This window comes from Streptomyces sp. NPDC001480, from assembly GCF_042894725.1.
GTDB lineage: Bacteria > Actinomycetota > Actinomycetes > Streptomycetales > Streptomycetaceae > Streptomyces.
Window position 1 is genome coordinate 33667 of sequence record NZ_JBIAVX010000033.1, and the last position, 20147, is coordinate 53813.

At 72.3% G+C, this 20147-nt stretch carries 22 protein-coding genes; 7 read left to right on the plus strand and 15 right to left on the minus strand.

What is annotated here, in order from left to right; all coding sequences use genetic code 11:
• Positions 1-29: 29 nt before the first annotated feature.
• Complete coding sequence (locus tag ACFY01_RS43505) at positions 30-356, plus strand: ATP-binding protein (RefSeq protein WP_390741313.1); 327 nt, start codon at positions 30-32, stop codon at positions 354-356.
• A 76-nt stretch (positions 357-432) separates the two neighbouring features.
• On the opposite strand, the gene ACFY01_RS43510 is transcribed toward ACFY01_RS43505, so the two are convergent.
• From ACFY01_RS43510 to afsQ1, 5 genes are all read right to left on the minus strand, one after another.
• Positions 433-633, minus strand: a complete 201-nt coding sequence (locus ACFY01_RS43510) for a PspC domain-containing protein (protein WP_132856267.1) — start codon at positions 631-633, stop codon at positions 433-435.
• Between the two features lie 93 nt (positions 634-726).
• Entirely contained in the window at positions 727-1278 is a 552-nt protein-coding gene (locus tag ACFY01_RS43515; RefSeq protein ID WP_390741314.1) for a VanZ family protein, read from the minus strand.
• A 495-nt stretch (positions 1279-1773) separates the two neighbouring features.
• Positions 1774-2376 carry a hypothetical protein gene (locus ACFY01_RS43520; protein ID WP_390741315.1) on the minus strand — a complete coding sequence of 201 codons (603 nt, stop codon included), beginning with the start codon at positions 2374-2376 and terminating at the stop codon, positions 1774-1776.
• Positions 2373-3941, minus strand: coding sequence for an ATP-binding protein (locus ACFY01_RS43525; protein ID WP_390741316.1), 1569 nt, complete (start codon positions 3939-3941; stop codon positions 2373-2375). Before ACFY01_RS43525 ends, ACFY01_RS43520 begins: the two co-directional genes overlap by 4 nt.
• Positions 3938-4615, minus strand: coding sequence for a two-component system response regulator AfsQ1 (afsQ1, locus tag ACFY01_RS43530; RefSeq protein ID WP_390741317.1), 678 nt, complete (start codon positions 4613-4615; stop codon positions 3938-3940). Before afsQ1 ends, ACFY01_RS43525 begins: the two co-directional genes overlap by 4 nt.
• A 272-nt stretch (positions 4616-4887) precedes the next feature.
• On the opposite strand from afsQ1, the gene ACFY01_RS43535 reads away from it, so the two are divergent.
• Complete coding sequence (locus tag ACFY01_RS43535) at positions 4888-5625, plus strand: SigE family RNA polymerase sigma factor (protein WP_390741318.1); 738 nt, start codon at positions 4888-4890, stop codon at positions 5623-5625.
• A gap of 218 nt (positions 5626-5843) precedes the next feature.
• Here ACFY01_RS43535 and ACFY01_RS43540 read toward each other — a convergent pair whose 3' ends face one another.
• Positions 5844-6446, minus strand: coding sequence for a uridine kinase (locus ACFY01_RS43540; RefSeq protein WP_390741335.1), 603 nt, complete (start codon positions 6444-6446; stop codon positions 5844-5846).
• Between the two features lie 160 nt (positions 6447-6606).
• Between ACFY01_RS43540 and ACFY01_RS43545 the strand changes: the two genes are divergently transcribed.
• Positions 6607-7014 carry a hypothetical protein gene (locus ACFY01_RS43545; RefSeq protein ID WP_390741319.1) on the plus strand — a complete coding sequence of 136 codons (408 nt, stop codon included), beginning with the start codon at positions 6607-6609 and terminating at the stop codon, positions 7012-7014.
• Positions 7015-7298: 284 nt separating this feature from the next.
• Here ACFY01_RS43545 and ACFY01_RS43550 read toward each other — a convergent pair whose 3' ends face one another.
• Genes ACFY01_RS43550 through deoC form a run of 3 tightly spaced genes read right to left on the minus strand, consistent with a single transcriptional unit; the run spans position 7299 to position 10596 of the window.
• Positions 7299-8204, minus strand: coding sequence for an aldehyde dehydrogenase family protein (locus ACFY01_RS43550; protein WP_390741320.1), 906 nt, complete (start codon positions 8202-8204; stop codon positions 7299-7301).
• Entirely contained in the window at positions 8197-9627 is a 1431-nt protein-coding gene (locus tag ACFY01_RS43555; protein ID WP_390741321.1) for an aldehyde dehydrogenase family protein, read from the minus strand. Before ACFY01_RS43555 ends, ACFY01_RS43550 begins: the two co-directional genes overlap by 8 nt.
• A 6-nt stretch (positions 9628-9633) precedes the next feature.
• Positions 9634-10596, minus strand: a complete 963-nt coding sequence (deoC, locus tag ACFY01_RS43560) for a deoxyribose-phosphate aldolase (protein ID WP_390741322.1) — start codon at positions 10594-10596, stop codon at positions 9634-9636.
• Between the two features lie 212 nt (positions 10597-10808).
• Here deoC and ACFY01_RS43565 point away from each other — a divergent pair, with 212 nt between their 5' ends.
• Entirely contained in the window at positions 10809-11501 is a 693-nt protein-coding gene (locus ACFY01_RS43565) for a PH domain-containing protein (RefSeq protein WP_390741323.1), read from the plus strand.
• Between the two features lie 109 nt (positions 11502-11610).
• Positions 11611-11970: a hypothetical protein gene (locus ACFY01_RS43570; RefSeq protein ID WP_390741324.1), complete on the plus strand. Its 360-nt coding sequence runs from the start codon at positions 11611-11613 to the stop codon at positions 11968-11970.
• A 94-nt stretch (positions 11971-12064) separates the two neighbouring features.
• Here ACFY01_RS43570 and ACFY01_RS43575 read toward each other — a convergent pair whose 3' ends face one another.
• The 4 genes from ACFY01_RS43575 to ACFY01_RS43590 all read right to left on the minus strand — a co-directional run bounded on the left by ACFY01_RS43575 (position 12065) and on the right by ACFY01_RS43590 (position 15925).
• The gene (locus ACFY01_RS43575) at positions 12065-13696 is read right to left on the minus strand and encodes a phospho-sugar mutase (RefSeq protein ID WP_390741325.1); all 1632 of its coding nucleotides are present in this window, start codon (positions 13694-13696) and stop codon (positions 12065-12067) included.
• A gap of 494 nt (positions 13697-14190) precedes the next feature.
• On the minus strand, positions 14191-15015 hold the full coding sequence (locus ACFY01_RS43580) for a purine-nucleoside phosphorylase (protein ID WP_390741326.1): 825 nt from the start codon (positions 15013-15015) through the stop codon (positions 14191-14193).
• A 133-nt stretch (positions 15016-15148) separates the two neighbouring features.
• Positions 15149-15433: a type II toxin-antitoxin system RelE/ParE family toxin gene (locus ACFY01_RS43585; RefSeq protein WP_390741327.1), complete on the minus strand. Its 285-nt coding sequence runs from the start codon at positions 15431-15433 to the stop codon at positions 15149-15151.
• A gap of 51 nt (positions 15434-15484) precedes the next feature.
• The gene (locus tag ACFY01_RS43590; RefSeq protein WP_390741328.1) at positions 15485-15925 is read right to left on the minus strand and encodes a gamma-glutamylcyclotransferase; all 441 of its coding nucleotides are present in this window, start codon (positions 15923-15925) and stop codon (positions 15485-15487) included.
• 107 nt (positions 15926-16032) lie between these two features.
• Between ACFY01_RS43590 and ACFY01_RS43595 the strand changes: the two genes are divergently transcribed.
• Both ACFY01_RS43595 and ACFY01_RS43600 read left to right on the plus strand, forming a co-directional pair.
• Complete coding sequence (locus ACFY01_RS43595) at positions 16033-17481, plus strand: NAD(P)H-quinone dehydrogenase (RefSeq protein ID WP_390741329.1); 1449 nt, start codon at positions 16033-16035, stop codon at positions 17479-17481.
• 166 nt (positions 17482-17647) lie between these two features.
• On the plus strand, positions 17648-18604 hold the full coding sequence (locus ACFY01_RS43600) for a DeoR/GlpR family DNA-binding transcription regulator (protein WP_390741330.1): 957 nt from the start codon (positions 17648-17650) through the stop codon (positions 18602-18604).
• 170 nt (positions 18605-18774) lie between these two features.
• Here ACFY01_RS43600 and ACFY01_RS43605 read toward each other — a convergent pair whose 3' ends face one another.
• Positions 18775-19320 carry a TetR/AcrR family transcriptional regulator gene (locus ACFY01_RS43605; RefSeq protein ID WP_390741336.1) on the minus strand — a complete coding sequence of 182 codons (546 nt, stop codon included), beginning with the start codon at positions 19318-19320 and terminating at the stop codon, positions 18775-18777.
• A gap of 224 nt (positions 19321-19544) precedes the next feature.
• A partial coding sequence (locus ACFY01_RS43610) for a biotin/lipoyl-containing protein (RefSeq protein ID WP_390741331.1) occupies positions 19545-20147 on the minus strand: 603 nt, incomplete at its 5' end.

A 20147-nucleotide genomic window follows, 5' to 3' on the forward strand; every position in this document is an offset into this window, starting at 1 on the left:
CACGTCATCCACTTTAGGACGCATTCACCATGAAGCAGTCTGCTGCCAAGACCCTCGGTGTCGCCGTCGTCGGTGCCGCCATCGCCGCTGTCGGCGCGGGCACGGCCAACGCGGCCCCGTCCCTCCCGAACACCGCCCAGGCGCTGGACACGGTCTCCAAGACGGTCCCGACCGAGAGCGTCGACAAGACGCTGCCGGGTGCCGGATCGACGATCGCCCAGACCCGGCCCGCGGCCGTGGCCGGTGCCGCCGCCGCCCAGCCGGCCGCCGAGCAGGCGATGAAGCAGGGCCCGACCTCGCCGGTCGGCAAGCTGCTCGGTGGTCTGCCGCTGCTGAAGGGCCTCCCGCTCGGCTGACATGGCCGCCACGCCCGCCGCTGGGGCGCGCCCGTCACGTACCGGGCGCGCCCCAGCGGCGTATCACGGCAGGGGCCTACCAGGCCGTGCGCGCCTTGTCCTCCGAGGGCAGCAGGATCCACAGCGCTATGTAGAGCAGGAACTGCGGGCCCGGCAGCAGGCAGGACAGCAGGAAGATCACCCGCATCGTCGTCGCGGAGGTGCCGAAGCGCCGCGCCAGCGCTGCGCACACTCCGCCGATCATGCGGCCGTTGGTGGGGCGGGCAAGGGCGGTCATGTCCGGCTCCTTCGTGAGCGTCGGTGGAGGCGGCCGGTGCGGCTGCCTCATCTGACATCCACGGTACGGAGACGAAGGGGACGAAGCGTCGCTCTACGGTGCGATCCCGACCCTGGGAATCGTCGGGGTACGACCCTGAGAGGTCTCCTCCTGTGGAGCCGCCGTACGCCGGACGCGCTCGCCCCTGCGGCGCAGCCAGGACCGGCCCGCCGGGACCAGGGCCAGATGGGCCAGGATCACACCGGTGGTGTTCAGCAGCAGCGAGTCCACGTCGACGACCCGGCCGGGCACGCCCGTCTGGAGCAGGGCGATGCCCGTGGAGATCAGGGCGCCCGTGGTGGCCGTACGGATCAGGGAGGCGAGCGGGGAGACGGCGAGCCTGCCGTGCGCCATCGGCAGCAGCACACCCAGCGGGGCCAGCAGCGCGAGGCCCTCACCGATCCGGCGGGCCGCCTCGGGCCAGCCCAGCGCCAGGTCGGCCCGGATCCCGGCGAGTGGGTGCAGGTTGGCGGGCATCACCCAGGGGACGTCCAGCGGTCGCAGCATGAGCCAGGCGACGAGCGCGAGGTGTGCGACCAGGAGAGCACCCCCTGTCACACGGACGCGGATCGCGGCGCTGCCGCCGATGGAGCCTTGACGCTGCACGCCCCCCAAGACGCGCCCGCGTGCACGATCGGTTCCGGATCCGGCAGGCGTACGTACGTGCGGCTTCCGCCACACCTCATGTCGCCTGGCCCGTCAACTCGCCGTAACCTCGCCGGCCGGCGGCTTCCCGCTGGACGGCTGGGGGCGTACGTCGTCGGTTCGGCTGGGGGTGCGGAGCCGTGGTGCGTCCTCGGAGTTCTTCGGGCACGTCTCGCTGACGGCCGTCCCGCCGTGCAGGTGTGCGCGCTCGGGGCGCGGCTTGTGTCGGCCGGACGTCAGGTCGCCGCGGCCTTTCTGCCCGGCTGGGGGGCGTATGTCGTCGGTCCGGGTGGGGGTGCGGAGCCGTGGTGCCGCCCCGGGGCCCTTCGGGCCTGGCCCGCTCACGCTCGTCCCGCCGTGTGCACGTGTGCGCGGCTCGGGGCGTCGGGCCCGGCCCGCTCACGGCTGTTCCGCCGTGCACGTGCGTGCGGCGCGGGGCACGGCTCATGTGGCCCGTCAGTTGGCTGTGACCTCGCTGGACGGCGGCTTCGCGGTGCCCGGCTGGGAGCGTACGTCGTCGGTGCACTCGTAGCGGCGCAGCGGTTCGCGGCCCGGGCCGCCCAGGATCACCGAGCCGTCCCCCTCGGCCGCCGCCGAGTCGGAGAACGTGCACACGATCTGCGCGAGCGCGTACGGGGTGAGCCGGCCGGGGGCGGTGCTCAGGCGCAGCGCGTCCTCGGGGTCCTTCGGACGGGGCCCGCCCACGGTCGTGCCGCCGCGCACGTACGTCGCGTAACCGGCGTCCTTCTCACCGGCGGACGGCGACTGGGCGAGCTGGTCCAGCAGCGCCTGGGCCACGATCACCCGCCGCCTGGCGTCCGCAGTGCCGTCCGGGACGCGTACCGACCGGTCCACGGTGACCAGCGACGAACCGCACAGCAGGAAGACCTGCACGGGCACCCCGTGCGAGGACTGCGTGGTGAGGTCCGGCTGGGTGAGCGAGCACGGCACCCGGGAGGGCGCCGCGCCGAAGTCCGTCGGCACCTGGGTGGCCCGGATCCCGCAGCCCGTGAGCAGCGCGGCGAGCACCGGGACCGTCAGCAGGCGTCGTGCGTTCATGACGCCCCCTCCTTGGAACCGTCGACCTTGGCGTCGCTCTCCTCCGTCAGCGCCGAGGCGTCCTTCGGCAGCCGCAGCGTGAACACGGCGCCGCCGTCGGGCGAGTTGGCCGCGGTGATCCCGCCGCCGTGGATGCCCGCGTTCTCCATCGCGATGGACAGGCCGAGCCCGCTGCCCTCGGAGCGCGGCCGCGAGGCGCTGGCCTTGTAGAAGCGGTCGAAGACGTGCGGCAGGACGTCCTCCGGGATGCCGGGCCCGTGGTCGCGCACCGCGACGACCAGGTCGTCGCCGTCGATGCGCACCGAGACCCGCACCGGCGACCCGCCGTGCTTGAGCGCGTTGCCGATCAGGTTGGCGAGGATGACGTCCAGCCGGCGCGGGTCGAGCCGGCAGTGGATGCCGCGCTCGGCGTCCAGCTCCACGGCGTCGAGCCAGGCACGGGCGTCGATGCAGGCGGTGATCTGGTCGGCGATGTCGACGTCGTCCAGGACGAGGCGGGCGGTGCCCGCGTCGAAGCGGGTGACCTCCATCAGGTTCTCGACGAGGTCGTTGAGCCGCCGGGTCTCGCTCACCACCAGCCGGACCGCGGGCTCGATCATCGGATCGATGCTCCCGGACTCCGCCTCCAGCTCCTCCTCCAGCACCTCCGTCACGGCGGTGATGGCGGTCAGCGGTGTGCGCAGCTCGTGGGACATGTCGGCCACGAACCGCCGGGACGCGTCGTCCCGCGCGGCCATGTCCGCGACCCGCTTCTCCAGCGCCTCCGCGGCGTTGTTGAACGTGCGCGACAGATCGGCGAGTTCGTCGGTGCCGGAGACCCTCAGCCGGGTGTCCAGCCTGCCCTCGCCGAGCCGCCGGGCGGCCACGCCCAGACGGTGCACGGGCTTCAGCACGGTCGTCGCGGCGGCCTGCGCGAGCAGCGCCGCGCCGATCAGCGCGAGCCCGGTGGCGATGCCGAGCGACCAGGCGAGCGAGTTGAGGTCCTTGGCCTCCGGCTCCAGCGACTTGACCATGTACCCGGTCGGTCCGCCGCCGATCACCTTCGTCCCGGCCACCAGGTACGGGGTGCCGTGGTCGACGACCCGCTGCCAGTACAGGTGGTAAGGCGACTTGTTGCCGTCGGCCACCTTCTGCTGCTTGTTCACCGCGGCCCGCAGCGACAGGGGCACGTCCTCCAGCGAGAACCCGTTCAGGCCGCCGGAGTTGCCGTACACCGTCTTGCCGCCCGCGTCCGTCGCGACCAGCAGCACGCTGAAGCGCTGGCTGCTGGCCGCCATCTGCCCGGCGGTGTGCTGAAGTTCGTCCTGGGTGGCGGGCGAGGGCAGCGCACCGGCCCGGTTCTGCATCTCCTGCTGGAAGTCCCGCAGCACCGCGTCCTGGGCGCGGGTCAGCACCGCCTCCCGGTTCAGCCAGTACGCGATGCCCGACGCCGACACCGCGGCGGTGAGGGCGACCAGCCCGAAGACCAGGACCAGCCGCAGCCGCAGACTGGTGAAGCGCAGCCGCGACACGGCTCCCTTACGGCCCGCGGACCAGCCGCGGAACCCCCCTTGCGCGTCGGTCACTGAGGTGAGTCCAGCCGGTAGCCGACACCGCGCACGGTACGGATGAGCGTCGGGGACGAGGGCACGTCCTCGACCTTGGCGCGCAGCCGCTGGACGCAGGCGTCCACCAGCCGCGAGTCGCCCAGGTAGTCGTGCTCCCACACCAGCCGCAGCAGCTGCTGCCGGGACAGCGCCTGTCCGGGCCGCCGGCTCAGCTCCAGCAGCAGCCTGAGCTCGGTCGGCGTCAGCTGGAGGTCCTCGCCGTTCTTCGTCACGGTCATCGCCGAACGGTCGATGACGAGGCTGCCGAACGTCGCCGAGTCGCTGGACTCCCGCTCCCCGCGCCGCAGCACGGCCCGGATCCGGGCGTCGAGGACCCGCCCCTGCACGGGCTTGACGACATAGTCGTCCGCTCCCGACTCCAGCCCGACCACCACGTCGATGTCGTCGTTGCGGGCGGTCAGCAGGATGATCGGCAGCTGGTCCGTGCGCCGGATGCGCCGGCACACCTCGAACCCGTCGATGCCGGGCAGCATCACGTCCAGCACGATCAGGTCCGGCCGCTGCTCACGCAGCAGCTTCAGCCCGTCCTCGCCGGTGGCAGCGGTGGCAACCCGGTGACCCTGGCGCGTAAGAGACAGCTCCAGGGCCGTACGGATGGCGTCGTCGTCCTCGATCAGCAACAGGGAAGGCACGGGCTCATTCTGGCCCATGGAGAGCCTCTGGGACGACCTGTGGGCCGCGGTGACCCCACTTCCGGTGACCCGGGCCGCCTGACCGGCTCGTACCGCCACCACCTGTGCGCATTGTGTGACAGCGGTGTGGCCGACCCCTGTGACAGGTCTGTGACAGTCGGCGGACATGGCCATGAAGTCCCGTCGGCAAGCTTTTCGGCACAGGCAAGGAGCCGCGAGGAACACCGGCCTGAGCGAGACGAACACCGGAAGTCCACGACGGGGGGCGCGAGATGAACACGCTGCACGGCATCAGCACCAAGGCAGTGGTCACGCGTCTGCACGACGTGAACCGGGGTTCCGAGAAGTCCGGTGCTGTGAGCGGGCGGGGGTGCGCTCGCAGCGCCGGGCGTCAGCACCCGGTCTACATGTCGGTGGTTGACGCACACACGGGGGAATCGCACGGGGGAGCCGCGTACGGGGAGGCCTCGGGGGAGCGCCGCTCGCTGACGGAGGCGGAGTTCACCGCCTACGTCCAGGAGCGCCGCGCCTCCCTGTACGCCACCGCCTACCACCTCACCGGTGACCGCTACGAGGCCGAGGACCTGCTCCAGAGCGCGCTGTTCTCGACGTACAAGGCGTGGGACCGGATCAGTGACAAGGCGGCGGTCGGCGGATACCTCCGCCGCACCATGACCAACCTGCACATCAGCGCCTGGCGGCGCCGCAAGCTCAACGAGTACCCGACCGAGGAACTGCCGGAGACGGCCGGCGACACGGACGCGATGCGCGGCACCGAGCTGCGCGCGGTCCTGTGGCAGGCGCTGGCCCGGCTGCCCGAACTCCAGCGCACCATGCTGGTCCTGCGTTACTACGAGGGCCGCACGGACCCGGAGATCGCGGAGATCCTCGACATCAGTGTCGGCACGGTGAAGTCCAGCATCTGGCGGTCGCTCCGCCGGCTGCGCGAGGACGAGGTCCTCAGCTTCGGCCGTGACGAGGAATACGCCTTCGGGGAGCTGGTCGCCTGAAGGTTGGGCGGGACGGGGGAGTCCCGCCCGGGGGGAACACGGGGGAACAGGGGGGACACGGGGGATAGGGGGGAACAGGGAAAAACACGGGGGACCGGGGGAAACAGCGGGGAACTCCGTCACGGGGGACGTGGACGGAGTGGCGGGACTGGAGGGCCGGGGGGTCCGTCCAGTCCCGCTTTTCCGTGTGCACGGTCCTGATGCGCGTACGACCCGGCTCAGGCCGCCGTACGGGTCCTCGGCTGCCGTCCCGCCGCCGCGGCCGCCAGCCGGCCCAGCGCCTCGTCCCGGTCGCAGGGATGTGCGCCCAGCGAGACCTGGCGGGCGACGATCGTGCGCTCCGCCCGCATCAGCCGCCAGCCGCGGCGCAGCAGGAACGGCACCGACTTGCGGCCCTCCTTCAGGTCCCGCAGGAAGCGCCGCCGGAAGGTGGTGACCGGCCCGCGGGTCAGGCAGAGCGCGTCCGCCAGCACCCCGAGCTCACGGCAGCGCTCGACGATCTCCGCGGCGAAGATGCCCTCCGCTATGAACAGCGGGGTACGGCCGATGCCCAGCGTCTCCTCGCCGGTACGGGCGCTCAGCGAGATGTCGTACACCGGTACGGGCGTCGACCCCGTGGCGCACAGCCGGGTGATGGCCTCGACCGCGACGTCCGCGTCCCACGACAGCGGATGGTCCCAGTCGATGTCCGAACTCCCCTCCACCAGCGGCAGCGTCGGGTCGTCGCCCTCCTTGTAGAAGTCGTCGAGGCGCAGGACAGGGAGCCCGGAACGGGCGGCGACGAGTGACTTGCCCGAGCCCGAGGGGCCGCACAGCAGCACGACGCGGGCGGGGGACGGGGGATGAATGCTCACGGAACACCAGTTTGACGCATGGTGGGCCCGCTGCCGACCCCGCGGGTCGGCTTTGGAGCGCGCGTCACACCTCAACTACCCTTCGTGTCGACCGCATTACACTGCGCACCAGAAGGTGGCACCAGCAATGGCACGACACGCGTCCCCCCACAACCTCGCGGTGCAGCGCGCCCTGATCACCCTCGCGGCCGCCGGAGCGGCCCTGGGCGCGGGCGCGGCGACGGCGTCCGCGGACCCCGTCTCCGTCGAGGGCGCGCACGGCCCGCTCTCGCTCAGCGACCTGGATCCGCAGGCGGGCGCGCAAGCGGTGGGCGACTCGGTGTCCTACACCACCGGTTCGGTGGCGAACCTCAAGCCCAACCCCCTCGCGGGCACGGGTTCCGACCCGCTGAACAACGCCGTCGGCACCCAGGTCGCCGACTTCCGGCCGATGAACTCGAAGTCCCTGACCGGGCCGGTGACGGACGCGCGGTCGGTCGGCTCGGTGCCGGTGGTCCGGCAGGTGGTGGGGGCGTCGGGCGGTGGACGGGGCTGACGCCCGCGCGGCATGAGAAGGCGCGGCGAGAGGCCCCCGCCCGCCAACGGGCCCCGCGCAGCCGCCGTGCCGCGCCCCCCGCTTCGTGCTTCCGGCGCTGCGGGAGCAAGGCCAGGAGGCCGGCGACGGCCGGGCGGGCGCAGCCGCCTGTTGAGCGAGGGCGGCGGGCGGCCTCGCGGAAGCAGCCCCGCGGCCGGCGCCCCGCACGAGGAGAGCCGCACGAGGAGAGCCGCGCCTCCCCCGGACGGAGGGGAAGCGCGGCTCCCGTTCGAGTCGGCCGGCCGTCAGTAGGACGAGCCGGACGCGCCGAGCGACCCCGTCGGGTGCCAGACGGTCTTCGTCTCCAGGAACGCCGTCATGCGGTCGATACCCGGAGTCGCCGACCAGTCGACCGCGTCCACAGGCTGTGGACGAAGGACGCGCTTGAGGTTGTCCGCCGCCGCGATCTCCAGTTCCTTCGCCAGCGCCTCGTCGGCGCCCGCGAGGTCGATCGCGTTGACGTCCTGGTGGGCGGCCAGCGGCGCCGCGATCTCCGCCGTACGGCCGGACAGGACGTTGACCACGCCACCGGGCACGTCGGAGGTGGCCAGCACCTCGCCCAGCGAGAGCGCCGGAAGCGGGGCCCTCTCGCTCGCGATCACGATCGCCGTGTTGCCGGTCGCGATCACGGGGGCGATCACCGACACCAGGCCGAGGAACGACGACTCCTGCGGGGCCAGCACCGTCACCACGCCCGTCGGTTCCGGCGAGGACAGGTTGAAGAACGGGCCCGCGACCGGGTTGCCGCCGCCCACCACCTGGGCGATCTTGTCGGTCCAGCCCGCGTACCAGACCCAGCGGTCGATGGTCGCGTCCACCTGGTCGGCGGCCTTGGACTTCGACAGGCCCTCCGCGTCGGCGACCTCGTGGACGAACTGCGCCTTGCGGCCCTCCAGCATCTCCGCGACGCGGTAGAGGACCTGGCCGCGGTTGTACGCCGTCGCCCCGGACCAGGCACCGAACGCCTTGCGCGCGGCGACCACCGCGTCCCGGGCGTCCTTGCGGGAGGAGAGGGGGGCGTTGGCCAGCCACTTGCCCTTTGCGTCGGTCACCTCGTACACCCGGCCGCTCTCGGAACGCGGGAACTTCCCGCCGACGTACAGCTTGTAGGTCTTGAAGACACTGAGCCGTGCTTCGGACTTCTCAGACATCGAGGTACGCCTCCAGGCCGTGGCGGCCGCCCTCGCGGCCGAAGCCCGACTCCTTGTAACCGCCGAACGGCGAGGTCGGGTCGAACTTGTTGAACGTGTTGGACCAGACGACACCGGCGCGCAGCTTGTTCGCGACGGCCAGGATCCGCGAGCCCTTCTCGGTCCAGATGCCCGCCGACAGGCCGTACTGCGTGTTGTTCGCCTTGGCGACCGCCTCGTCCGGCGTGCGGAAGGTCAGCACCGACAGCACCGGGCCGAAGATCTCGTCGCGGGCGATGGTGTGCGCCTGGGTGACGTTCGTGAACAGCGTCGGCGCGAACCAGTAACCGGCGCCGGGCAGTTCGCAGGCGGGCGACCAGCGCTCGGCGCCCTCCGCCTCGCCCTGCTCGGCGAGCGCGGTGATCCGGGCCAACTGCTCGGCGGAGTTGATCGCGCCGATGTCGGTGTTCTTGTCGAGCGGGTCGCCCAGGCGCAGGGTGGACAGCCTGCGCTTGAGGGAGTCGAGGAGCTCGTCGTGGACCGACTCCTGGACCAGCAGCCGCGAGCCCGCGCAGCAGACCTGGCCCTGGTTGAAGAAGATGCCGGTGACGATGCCCTCTACGGCCTGGTCGATCGGGGCGTCGTCGAAGACGATGTTGGCGCCCTTGCCGCCCAGCTCCAGGGTGAGCTTCTTGCGGGTACCGGCGACCGTGCGGGCGATCTCCTTGCCGACGGCGGTGGAGCCGGTGAAGGCGACCTTGTTCACGTCCGGGTGCGCGACGAGCGCGGCGCCCGCGTCGCCGTATCCCGGGAGGATGTTGACGACACCCCTGGGCAGGCCCGCCTGGCGGCAGACGTCCGCGAAGAACAGCGCCGAGAGGGGGGTGGTCTCCGCCGGCTTCAGGACGACCGTGTTGCCGGTCGCCAGCGCCGGGGCGATCTTCCACGCCAGCATCAGCAGCGGGAAGTTCCAGGGGATGACCTGGCCCGCGACGCCGAGGGGCCGCGGATCGGCCCCGAACCCGGCGTGGTCCAGCTTGTCCGCCCAGCCCGCGTAGTAGAAGAAGTGCGCGGCGACCAGGGGCAGGTCGGCGTCGCGGGTCTCCTTGATGGGCTTGCCGTTGTCCAGCGTCTCCAGGACGGCCAGCTCACGGCTGCGCTCCTGGATGATGCGGGCGATGCGGAACAGGTACTTGGCGCGCTCCGAGCCGGGCAGCGCCGACCACTTCTCGAAGGCCTTGCGGGCGGCCTTGACGGCACGGTCGACGTCCTCGGCACCGGCCTGCGCGACCTCGGAGAGGACCTCCTCGGTGGACGGGCTGACCGTCTTGAAGACCTTGCCGTCGGCAGCCTCGGTGAACTCGCCGTCGATGAACAGGCCGTACGAGGGCGCGATGTCGACGATCGCGCGGGACTCGGGGGCGGGTGCGTACTCAAAAGCCATGATGGATCAGTCCACCGTCACGTAGTCGGGGCCGGAGTAGCGGCCGGTGGCCAGCTTCTGACGCTGCATCAGCAGGTCGTTCAGGAGCGAGGAGGCGCCGAAGCGGAACCAGTGGTTGTCCAGCCAGTCCTCGCCGGCGGTCTCGTTGACCAGGACGAGGAACTTGATCGCGTCCTTGGTGGTCCGGATGCCGCCGGCCGGCTTCACACCGACCTGTACCCCGGTCTGCGCGCGGAAGTCGCGCACGGCCTCCAGCATGAGCAGGGTGTTGGCGGGCGTGGCGTTCACCGCGACCTTGCCGGTGGAGGTCTTGATGAAGTCGGCCCCGGCCAGCATGCCGAGCCAGCTCGCGCGCCGGATGTTGTCGTACGTCGAGAGCTCGCCGGTCTCGAAGATCACCTTCAGCCGGGCGGAGGTCCCGCAGGCCTCCTTGACCGCGACGATCTCGTCGTACACCTTCAGGTACCTGCCCGCGAGGAACGCCCCGCGGTCGATGACCATGTCGATCTCGTCGGCGCCGGCGAGCACGGCCTCACGGACGTCGGCCAGCTTCACGTCGAGGGCGGCGCGGCCGGCCGGGAACGCGGTGGCGACCGAGGCGACCTTCACGCCCGAGCCGGCGACGGCCTCCTTCGCGGCGGCCACCATGTCGGGATAGACACAGACGGCCGCGGTCGCGGGGGTCGTACGGTCGGTCGGGTCGGGGTGGACCGCCTTGGCGCCGAGCGCCCGGACCTTGCCCGGGGTGTCCGCGCCTTCCAGCGTGGTCAGGTCGACCATCGAGATGGCGAGGTCGATGGCGTACGCCTTCGCGGTGGTCTTGATGGAACGGGTGCCGAGCGAGGCGGCGCGCGCCTCCAGGCCGACCGCGTCGACGCCGGGCAGCCCGTGGAGGAAGCGGCGCAGCGTGCTGTCGGACGCGGTGACGTCAGCGAGAACAGCGGATGCAGCGGGTGCAGTACTGGGCATGGTCACCAGCCGAGCATATCTACGCGCGTAGCGGCTGTACACCCCCGGGTGCTCATCGCGTCCGGCTCCGCCGCGACGAGCATCGCGAACGGCACCTCGTGGAAGACCGGGAAGGAGCACCTCGGGGAGCACCTCGGGGAACACCGCGTAGGAGCACCCAGTACGACCACCTAGTACGACCGCTGCCGGCGGCGTCGGGCAGAATCGGGACCATGACGACCCCGCACGACCAGTCACCCGCGTCGCAGCCCCCGGTGCCCGCCGCGAAGGACCGCATCCACCGCTCCCCGATGGCGGTCGTGGGCGGTGTCGTGCTGCTCGCCATCGTCGGGTGGCTCGGCATCGACGCGCTGATCAAGGGGGACGGCCGCACCCCGTGGCTGGCGCTCGCCGGGCTCATCCTCGTCGTCCCCCTGGTGATCGCCTTCACCCTGCGCCCGGCGGTCTTCGTGAACGACGACCGGCTGCGCGTGCGCAACCCCTTCCGCGTGATCACGCTGCCCTGGGGCGAGATCGCCACCCTGCGGTCCGGCTACTCGAACGAGGTCGTCGCCAAATCGGGCGCCAAATACCAGCTGTGGGCCGTCCCCGTCTCCCTCCGCGCCCGCAAGAAGGCCACCCGGCAGCAGGCCCGCGCCGGGGCGGACGCGCGCACGGGCCACGCACCCGGGATGCCGGGCCGCGGCGGCCCCGGCCTCGGCAGCGTGCTGCGCGGCTCCGGCGTGCCGGACGGCCCGACCCGGGCCGCGACCGACCAGATCATGGACGACCTCCGCGCGCTCCAGGAGGACCGCGAGCGGGCGGAGACGGCACAGGGAGAGGTCACGGTCCGCTGGGCGTACGAGATCGCGGCACCGGCGGTGGCAGGGGCGGTACTGCTGGCGATCCTGCTCGCGACGGGCTGACCGGGAGGGCGGGGACGGCGGGGGCCCTGGTTGGGCCGAGGGCGGATTCGTAGGGCTTCCACAGCTTCCGGACCGCAACCGCACCCCTGACCCGCATGTCTGAAAACCGATGACTACGAACCACCTCGCGCGCCCCCTGCCGCTGCCCCCCTCCGCGATACCCGACGGCTGCCCCGCCTGGGACTCGCCACGGGCGCGGCACTGGACCGAGGCGCTGCCGCCGCGCTGGACACCGCCCCGGACCCGGGCCCGGTACGTCTGGCTGGTGACCCTGACCGCGGCGCTCGCCGCCGGGGCGCTGAGCGCGTACGCCGACTGGCGGCCCCGGCTCGCCGCGCTGACGGCCGCGCATGCCATGTGGCTGCGCCCGACGGCTCCGGCCGAGGACCGGCACCGGGGGCGCCCGCTGTGGCCGCTGGCGGTGCTCTTGGGGGTGGCGTGGGCGGCGGCCCTGGCCCTGCTGCCGTAACGATTCACCGGGTGTGCTCGGCAGAAGCGCCCGATGGGGTGCCCCCGGCGGCCGGGAACACCCCATCGGGATGACTGCACGACGTGCGTACGGCTCAGATGCCGGCGGCCGCCGAGAGGTCGCGCTTGACGGCCGCGAGGAGTTCGGCGGCCCGGGCGCGGGCGGCCGGGAGCTCGGCGTGCGCGGCGACCGGCACGACGACCTCCAGGTAGCACTTCAGCTTCGGCTCGGTGCCGCTGGGCCGGACGATGACCCGGGCGCCGTCGAGGGTGTAGCGCAGACCGTCGGTGGGCGGCAGCTCGTCGGTTCCCCGGGTGAGGTCCTCGGCCCTGGTGATGGCGAGCCCGGCCAGCTCGGTCGGCGGCTGCTCGCGCAGGCGCCGCATGGCGTCGGAGATGACCGACAGGTCCTGCACCCGGACCGAGAGCTGGTCGGTGGCGTGCAGACCGTGCTCCACGGCGAGGTCGTCGAGGAGGTCGAGGAGGGTGCGGCCCTCCTCCTTCAGCTCGGACGCCAGCTCGGTGATCAGGAGCGCGGCCGTGATCCCGTCCTTGTCCCGCACCCCGTCCGGGTCGACGCAGTAGCCGAGGGCCTCCTCGTAGCCGTAGCGCAGCCCCTCCACCCGGGCGATCCACTTGAAGCCGGTGAGGGTCTCCTCGTACGGCAGCCCCGCCTTCTCGGCGATCCGCCCGAGCAGCGAGGACGACACGATGGACTCGGCGAAGGTACCGGTCGCGCCCCGCCGCACCAGGTGGGCGGCGAGCAGGGCGCCGACCTCGTCGCCGCGCAGCATGCGCCACTCGTCCCCGTCCCGCACGGCGACGGCGCACCGGTCGGCGTCGGGGTCGTTGGCGATGACAAGATCGGGCTGTGCCCGCCGTGCCGTCGCGAAGGCCAGGTCCATCGCTCCCGGCTCCTCCGGGTTGGGGAAGGCGACGGTCGGGAAGGCGGGGTCCGGCTCTGCCTGCTCGGCGACGAGCACGGGCTCCGGGAAACCGGCCCGCGCGAACGCGGCGAGCAGCACGTCCTTGCCGACGCCGTGCATCGCCGTGTAGACGGCACGGGCGGTACGCGGGGAGCCCTCGGCCAGGACGGCGTCGGTACGGGCGAGGTAGGCGTCGAGGACGGAGTCGTCCAGCGTCTCCCAGCCCGACTCCGGCCGGGGCACGTCGTCGAGCGAGACGATCGCGTCGATCTCCGCCGCGATCTCCGCGTCCGCGGGCGGCACGATCTGGGAACCGTCGCCCAGGTACACCTTGTAACCGTTGTCCCGGGGCGGGTTGTGGCTCGCGGTGACCTCCACGCCGGCGACCGCGCCGAGGTGCCGTATGGCGAAGGCCAGGACGGGCGTCGGCAGCGGCCGGGGCAGCACGACCGCGCGCAGGCCCGCGCCCGTCATCACTGCGGCGGTGTCCCGGGCGAAGTCCTCGGACCTGTACCGGGCGTCGTAGCCGACGACGACCGTCCCGCCGGCCTGACCCTTCTCCCTCAGGTACGCCGCGAGTCCGGCGGCGGCCCGGACGACCACGGCCCGGTTCATCCGCATCGGCCCCGCGCCCAGCTCACCCCGCAGCCCCGCCGTACCGAACTGGAGCGTCCCGCTGAACCGTGCGGCGAGCTCTTCGACGTTCCCGGCGTCGATCAGCTCGGCGAGTTCCTCACGGGTCTCCACGTCGGGGTCCTCGGCCAGCCACGCCTTGGCCCGTGCGATGAGATCGTCGTGCACGTCGGGTCAACCTCTCGTTCGTGTTGCTCGTTGCTCGTTGCTCGTTGCTGTGCCGTCTGCTGGGGGCTGCCGCCCCCAGACCCCCGCTTCGGCCCTGAAGGGGCCTCGTCCTCAAACTCCCCCAGAGGGGGCACCCCCAGACGGGCTGGGTAATGCGGACCGGGGTCGGAGGGGTGGGGGCGAAGCCCCGCCGGGTGCGGGGGCAGAGCCCCGCGGAGGTGCTGGGGCGAAGCCCCGCTGGGGTGCAGGGGCAGAGCCCCGCGAGGGGTGCAGGGGACGCAGTGCCCGCCGGGGTCTGGGGCGGAGCCCCAGAGGGCGGCAACTTCCAGTTGGGTGTCATGGGTGGGTGGGTGGGCAACGCCGGGGTCTGGGGCGGAGCCCCAGGGGGCGGCAACTTCCCAGTCGGCCGTCACGGGTGGGTGGGTGGGAAACCCCCGGGGCTGGGGCGGAGCCCCAGGGCGCCCCCCCGGCCCCCGAAGCCACTCCGCCCCCGTTTACAACCTGCCCAGCACGCGCGCGAGCAACGCTCCCATCCGCGCCGCCGAATCCCGCCCCGCCTGAAGGACCTCCTCGTGGTTCAGCGGCTCCCCGGTCATCCCCGCGGCGAGGTTCGTCACCAGCGAGATCCCGAGCACCTCCGCCCCCGCCTCCCGCGCCGCGATGGCTTCGAGCACCGTGGACATGCCCACGAGGTCCGCCCCGATCACCCGGGCCATCCGGATCTCGGCCGGCGTCTCGTAGTGCGGGCCGGGGAACTGCGCGTAGACGCCCTCTTCCAGCGAGGGGTCGATCTCCTTGCACAGCGCCCGCAGCCGCGGCGAGTACAGGTCGGTCAGGTCCACGAAGTTCGCCCCGACGATCGGCGAGGTCGCCGTCAGGTTGATGTGGTCGCTGATCAGCACCGGCTGCCCGGGCCGCATGCCCTCGCGCAGACCCCCGCATCCGTTGGTGAGCACCACGGTCTTGCAGCCCGCGGCCACCGCCGTACGTACGCCGTGCGCCACGGCGGCGACACCGCGGCCCTCGTAGTAGTGCGTACGTCCCAGGAAGACCAGGGCGCGCTTGTCACCGATGACGTACGAGCGGACCTTGCCGCCGTGGCCCTCGACGGCCGGCGCCGGGAACCCGGGCAGCTCGGTGACCTGGAACTCGGCGTCGGGAGCCCCGAGGGCGTCGACGGCCGGTGCCCAGCCGGAGCCCATCACGAGGGCGACGTCGTGGGTCTCGGCGCCGGTGAGCTCGCGCAGGCGGGCGGCAGCCGTGTCGGCGGCGGCGTAGGGGTCGCCCTGGATGTCGTCCGGAAGAAGAGATGCGTTCACGCGGATGAGCGTAGCCGGTCTGGGCCTACGCGCGTAGATGATGGTGGTCACGGGAACGCGATCGTTGTCTTGTCGTTTCCGACGAGCCACGTCCGACGAGCCACGCCCGACGAGCCGAGGCGCCGCCGCCAGGTCACCCCTCGCCCGGGATGAGCACGTCCTTGTCGTTGAAGACCTCGACGATGAAGATCAGCAGACGGCCGCGGCTGACCGTGTACTCCACCATGACGTTCTGGGTGAGCCGGATCGTGCGGTCGTCCCCGGTGGCGCTTATGGGGCGGGACACCGAGAGGAAGGGGTCGCGCGCCAGCAGCTCGATGCCCTTGTCGAACGCGATGCGCTGCTGGTCGTCGAGCCGGTCGCGGGCCGCGGCGGCCTGCTCGGTGTAGTACACGTCGTACTGGGCGATGGGGGCCATGGCGCCCTCCCGTTCCTGCTTCGATCGGCCCAATTTTAGAGCCGGGCCGCCTCAGCAGGGCCGTTTCCGCAGCTCCATCACGTAATCGTGGGGCGCTCCCGCCGACTCCGCCGCGTCCGCGATCTCGCCGAGGTAGCGTGCCGACGGCAGCCCGCCCTCGTACCCGTTCAGCACGTACACCCAGGCCGGCTCCGAGCCGTCCAGCGTGTGCACCCGGGCCCGCATCCGCCGGTAGATGCCGAGGCCGACGCCCTCCCAGCGGTCCATGGACTCCTCGTCCATCGGCGCGATGTCGTACAGCGCGACGAAGACCTGCGAGACGGGGTCCTCGACGAGCGTCGCGAGCGCGCCCTCCCAGCCCAGTTGCTCGCCGCCGAAGGTCAGCCGCCATCCGTTCAGCCAGCCGGTGGCGCGCAGCGGCGAGTGCGGGGCGCGGCGGGACATCAGCCGCGCGTCGAGATTGCCGGCGTACGCGGCGTAGAGCGACGACATGGGTCGAGGGTACGGCAGCGGGAACTCCCGCCCCCGTCACCCCGGCAGCAACCCCCGAACGGTGGGCCGGCGCCCCCGGGCGGAAGCACATCGAGACGTGCGGGACAATGGAGTACGTGACTCGGATCGTGATCATCGGTGGCGGACCCGGCGGATACGAAGCGGCGCTGGTGGCCGCGCAGCTCGGCGCGGAGGTGACCGTCGTCGACTGCGACGGTCTGGGCGGAGCGTCGGTGCTGACCGACTGCGTGCCGTCGAAGACGCTCATCGCGACGGCCGAGGTGATGACCACCTTCGACTCGTCGTACGAGGAGCTGGGCATCATCGTCGCGGACGACACCCCGCCGCTGGAGCAGGCGGCCCGGGTCGTCGGGGTGGACCTGGGGAAGGTCAACCGCCGTGTGAAGCGGCTCGCCCTCGCCCAGTCGCACGACATCACCGCCTCCGTCACGCGCGCCGGCGCCCGGGTCATGCGCGGCCGCGGCCGGCTGGAGGGCATGCAGGCCCTCGACGGCTCCCGGAAGGTCGTCGTGCGCGCCGCCGACGGCACCGAGGAGACGCTGATCGCCGACGCCGTCCTCATAGCCACCGGCGGTCACCCGCGCGAGCTGCCCGACGCCCAGCCCGACGGCGAGCGCATCCTGAACTGGACCCAGGTCTACGACCTCGACGAGCTCCCCGAGGAGCTCATCGTGGTCGGCTCCGGTGTCACGGGCGCCGAGTTCGCCGGCGCCTACCAGGCGCTCGGTTCCAAGGTCACCCTCGTCTCCTCCCGCGACCGCGTGCTGCCCGGTGAGGACCCGGACGCCGCCGCCGTCCTGGAGGACGTCTTCCGCCGCCGTGGCATGAACGTCATGGCCCGCTCCCGCGCGCAGTCCGCCAAGCGCGTCGGCGACCGGGTCGAGGTCACCCTCGCCGACGGCCGCGTCATCACCGGCTCGCACTGCCTCATGGCCGTCGGTGCCGTGCCCAACAGCGCGGGCCTCGGGCTGGAGGAGGCGGGCGTCCGGCTGCGCGACTCCGGGCACATCTGGACCGACCGGGTGTCCCGGACCAGCGCGCCCGGTGTGTACGCGGCCGGGGACGTCACCGGTGTCTTCGCCCTCGCCTCCGTCGCGGCGATGCAGGGACGTATCGCCATGTACCACTTCCTCGGCGACGCGGTGACCCCGCTGAACCTCAAGACGGTCTCGTCGAACGTGTTCACCGACCCCGAGATCGCCACTGTCGGCTACAGCCAGGCCGACGTCGACGCGGGCAAGATCGACGCGCGGGTCGTGAAGCTGCCGCTGCTGCGCAACCCGCGGGCGAAGATGCAGGGCATCCGCGACGGCTTCGTGAAGATCTTCTGCCGTCCGGGCACCGGAATCGTCGTCGGTGGTGTGGTCGTGTCGCCGCGCGCCTCGGAACTCATCCACCCCATCTCGATCGCCGTCGACAACAATCTGACGGTCGAACAGATCGCGAACGCCTTCACCGTGTACCCGTCCCTTTCGGGCTCGATCGCCGAAGTGGCACGGCAGTTGCACACTCGTAAGACCGGCGTCGAGGTCTGACGGCCGGATCCAAGTCCCCGCTGGTCACGGGGAGTTGTCGACCATGCGTGCGGCATAGGCGGGACGGATAGGTCCTATACCACTTCCACCCCTGCTGTGCGAACAACTTCTGTTATTCGGCGCAAACCGCTGAAAGCAGACGGTCACCCGCGTTACTGTCAGTTTCGTGTTCGCTGCAGAACGTCGCCAATTGATCCTCGAAATGGTGCGAGCGAACGGAGCCGTGTCGCTCCGTGAGCTCGCCCGTGTCGTCCAGACCTCCGAAGTGACCGTACGACGGGACGTGCGGGCACTGGAGGCAGAAGGACTCCTCGACCGCCGGCACGGCGGTGCGGTACTGCCGGGCGGGTTCACGCGGGAGTCCGGCTTTCCGCAGAAATCCCATCTCGCGACCGCCGAGAAGACGGCCATCGCCGACCTCGCGGCGGGACTCGTCGAAGAGGGCGAAGCCATCGTGGTGGGGGCGGGGACCACCACGCAGGAGCTGGCCCGTCGGCTCGCCCGGGTGCCCGGCCTGACCGTCGTCACCAACTCCCTCCTGGTCGCCCAGGCGCTGGCGCACGCCAACCGCGTGGAGGTCGTGATGACCGGGGGGACCCTGCGGGGCTCCAACTACGCCCTGGTCGGCTCCGGTGCCGAGCAGTCCCTCCAGGGGCTCAGAGTCTCCAAGGCCTTCCTCTCCGGAAGCGGCCTGACCGCCGAGCGCGGGCTGTCCACGTCCAACATGCTGTCGGCGTCCGTCGACCGCGCGCTGGTGCAGGCGGCCGCGGAGGTCGTGGTCCTCGCCGACCACACCAAGCTGGGCACGGACACGATGTTCCAGACGGTCCCCACGGACCTCATCACCCGTCTGGTCACCGACGAGCCGCCCGGCCACGACGACCGTGCCGCCACCGAACTCCAGGCCCTCGCCGACCAGGGGGTGCAGATCGCCGTGGCCGGGGCGTCGGGAAGCCCGGGGGGTGACCAGGTCCCGGCGCGCCAGCAGCGCCGGGACGTCCCCCTCCCCGGCCCCCGCCGCAGCCAGGTCCCCGGCCCCGGCCTCCGCTCGGCCACCGTCCTGGGCGCCGAACAGCCCACGGCCGCGGACCGCCCCCGAGTGGCGGACATGCGCCGCCGCTGACCGCTCCGCGGGGAGGGCGGTGGAGACGCGGCGCCCTGAGGGCGGGTGCGGGTGCGCTGCCGCCGGGAGGACTGCGCCCCGTGCCGCGGGGCAGGCGGCCTCCGCCCTGCCACGGCGTGAGGCGCCGCCGTGCTGCCCGCGCGCCGGGTCGTGCGGTGCGGGGCGCGAGGCTAGCCCTTCAGGCCCCTGAGCGTCAGCCGCAGCAACCGGTCCGCCAGATCGGGGTCGGCCGGGGACTCCTCGGCCGCGAGGGCGATGGCGTGGGTCAGCTGGAGGAGGTCGCCGATGGAGACGTCCGCCCGGACGGCGCCCGACTCCTGAGCGCGGGCCAGCAGCGCGCCGCCCGCCTCGCGGATCGGGGTGCTGCACCGGGCCAGCGCGGAGGAGGGCTCGGCGGTCACCGACATCAGTGCCCGGGCCAGGCCGCGGTACTCACCGGCGTGCGTGACCATCTCGCGCAGCCACGTCACCAGGGCGGAGCAGGGCTCGGGGGAGTCGAGGAGCTCGCGGGCGCGGGCGAGGAGTTCGCTCACCGCGTCCTCGAAGACCGCGCTCATCAGCGCGTGCCGGTTCGGGAAGTGCCGGTAAAGCGTGCCGATGCCGACGCCCGCGCGACGGGCCACGTCTTCCAGGGAGGCGTCGGTGCCGTGCGCGGCGAAGGCGGCGCGGGCCTCGGCGAGCAGCCGGTCGTGGTTCCGCCGGGCGTCCGCGCGCATGGCCCGTGGGCCGACGGGCGCCTGCGCCGTGTCCCCGGCCCGTGCGGTCTCCTCCGCGGCCGCGCCCCCCATGGCCTTCACCTGCCCTCCACCTGTCCTCTCCCGCGCCCCGACTCGCCCCGCGACTCGCCTCCAGGATGCCATCGGGCCGGAAACGGCGAGGCGCCCGGCGGACGAGTGCTTCGTCCGCCGGGCGCCCGGAGTCCCGTACACCTGCCGGCAGATCAGTCCTTGATCTCGCAGATGGCCGCGCCGGAGCTGATGGACGCGCCGATCTCCGCGCCGAGGCCCTTGATGGTGCCCGCCTTGTGGGCGTTGAGCGGCTGTTCCATCTTCATGGCCTCGAGTACGACGATCAGGTCGCCCTCCTTGACCTCCTGGCCCTCCTCGACCGCGACCTTCACGATCGTGCCCTGCATCGGGGAGGCGAGGGTGTCGCCCGAGGCGACCGGGCCGGACTTCTTCGCCGCACGGCGCTTGGGCTTGGCACCCGCGGCCAGGCCGGTGCGGGCCAGCGACATGCCCAGCGACGACGGCAGGGAGACCTCCAGCCGCTTGCCGCCCACCTCGACGACGACCGTCTCACGGCCCGTCTCCTCCTCCGCCTCGGCGTCGGCCGGAGCGGTGAAGGGCTTGATCTCGTTGACGAACTCGGTCTCGATCCACCGGGTGTGCACCTGGAAGGGCTCGCCGGAGCCGGTCAGCTCGGGGGCGAACGCCGGGTCCTTGACGACCGCGCGGTGGAAGGGGATGGCGGTGGCCATGCCCTCGACCTGGAACTCCTCCAGGGCGCGGGCGGCCCGCTCCAGGGCTTCCTTGCGGGTGCG

What these genes read in the sequence shown, in the direction of transcription:
- ACFY01_RS43555 (WP_390741321.1), bottom strand. Translation starts at nt 9,627, where the DNA reads ATGGCTTTTGAGTACGCACCCGCCCCCGAGTCCCGCGCGATCGTCGAC.
- ACFY01_RS43545 (WP_390741319.1), top strand. Translation starts at nt 6,607, where the DNA reads ATGGCACGACACGCGTCCCCCCACAACCTCGCGGTGCAGCGCGCCCTG.
- ACFY01_RS43535 (WP_390741318.1), top strand. Translation starts at nt 4,888, where the DNA reads ATGAACACGCTGCACGGCATCAGCACCAAGGCAGTGGTCACGCGTCTG.
- ACFY01_RS43570 (WP_390741324.1), top strand. Translation starts at nt 11,611, where the DNA reads ATGACTACGAACCACCTCGCGCGCCCCCTGCCGCTGCCCCCCTCCGCG.
- deoC (WP_390741322.1), bottom strand. Translation starts at nt 10,596, where the DNA reads ATGCCCAGTACTGCACCCGCTGCATCCGCTGTTCTCGCTGACGTCACC.
- ACFY01_RS43505 (WP_390741313.1), top strand. Translation starts at nt 30, where the DNA reads ATGAAGCAGTCTGCTGCCAAGACCCTCGGTGTCGCCGTCGTCGGTGCC.
- ACFY01_RS43585 (WP_390741327.1), bottom strand. Translation starts at nt 15,433, where the DNA reads ATGGCCCCCATCGCCCAGTACGACGTGTACTACACCGAGCAGGCCGCC.
- ACFY01_RS43590 (WP_390741328.1), bottom strand. Translation starts at nt 15,925, where the DNA reads ATGTCGTCGCTCTACGCCGCGTACGCCGGCAATCTCGACGCGCGGCTG.
- ACFY01_RS43605 (WP_390741336.1), bottom strand. Translation starts at nt 19,320, where the DNA reads ATGCGCGCGGACGCCCGGCGGAACCACGACCGGCTGCTCGCCGAGGCC.
- ACFY01_RS43595 (WP_390741329.1), top strand. Translation starts at nt 16,033, where the DNA reads ATGGAGTACGTGACTCGGATCGTGATCATCGGTGGCGGACCCGGCGGA.
- ACFY01_RS43520 (WP_390741315.1), bottom strand. Translation starts at nt 2,376, where the DNA reads ATGAACGCACGACGCCTGCTGACGGTCCCGGTGCTCGCCGCGCTGCTC.
- ACFY01_RS43565 (WP_390741323.1), top strand. Translation starts at nt 10,809, where the DNA reads ATGACGACCCCGCACGACCAGTCACCCGCGTCGCAGCCCCCGGTGCCC.
- ACFY01_RS43550 (WP_390741320.1), bottom strand. Translation starts at nt 8,204, where the DNA reads ATGTCTGAGAAGTCCGAAGCACGGCTCAGTGTCTTCAAGACCTACAAG.
- ACFY01_RS43510 (WP_132856267.1), bottom strand. Translation starts at nt 633, where the DNA reads ATGACCGCCCTTGCCCGCCCCACCAACGGCCGCATGATCGGCGGAGTG.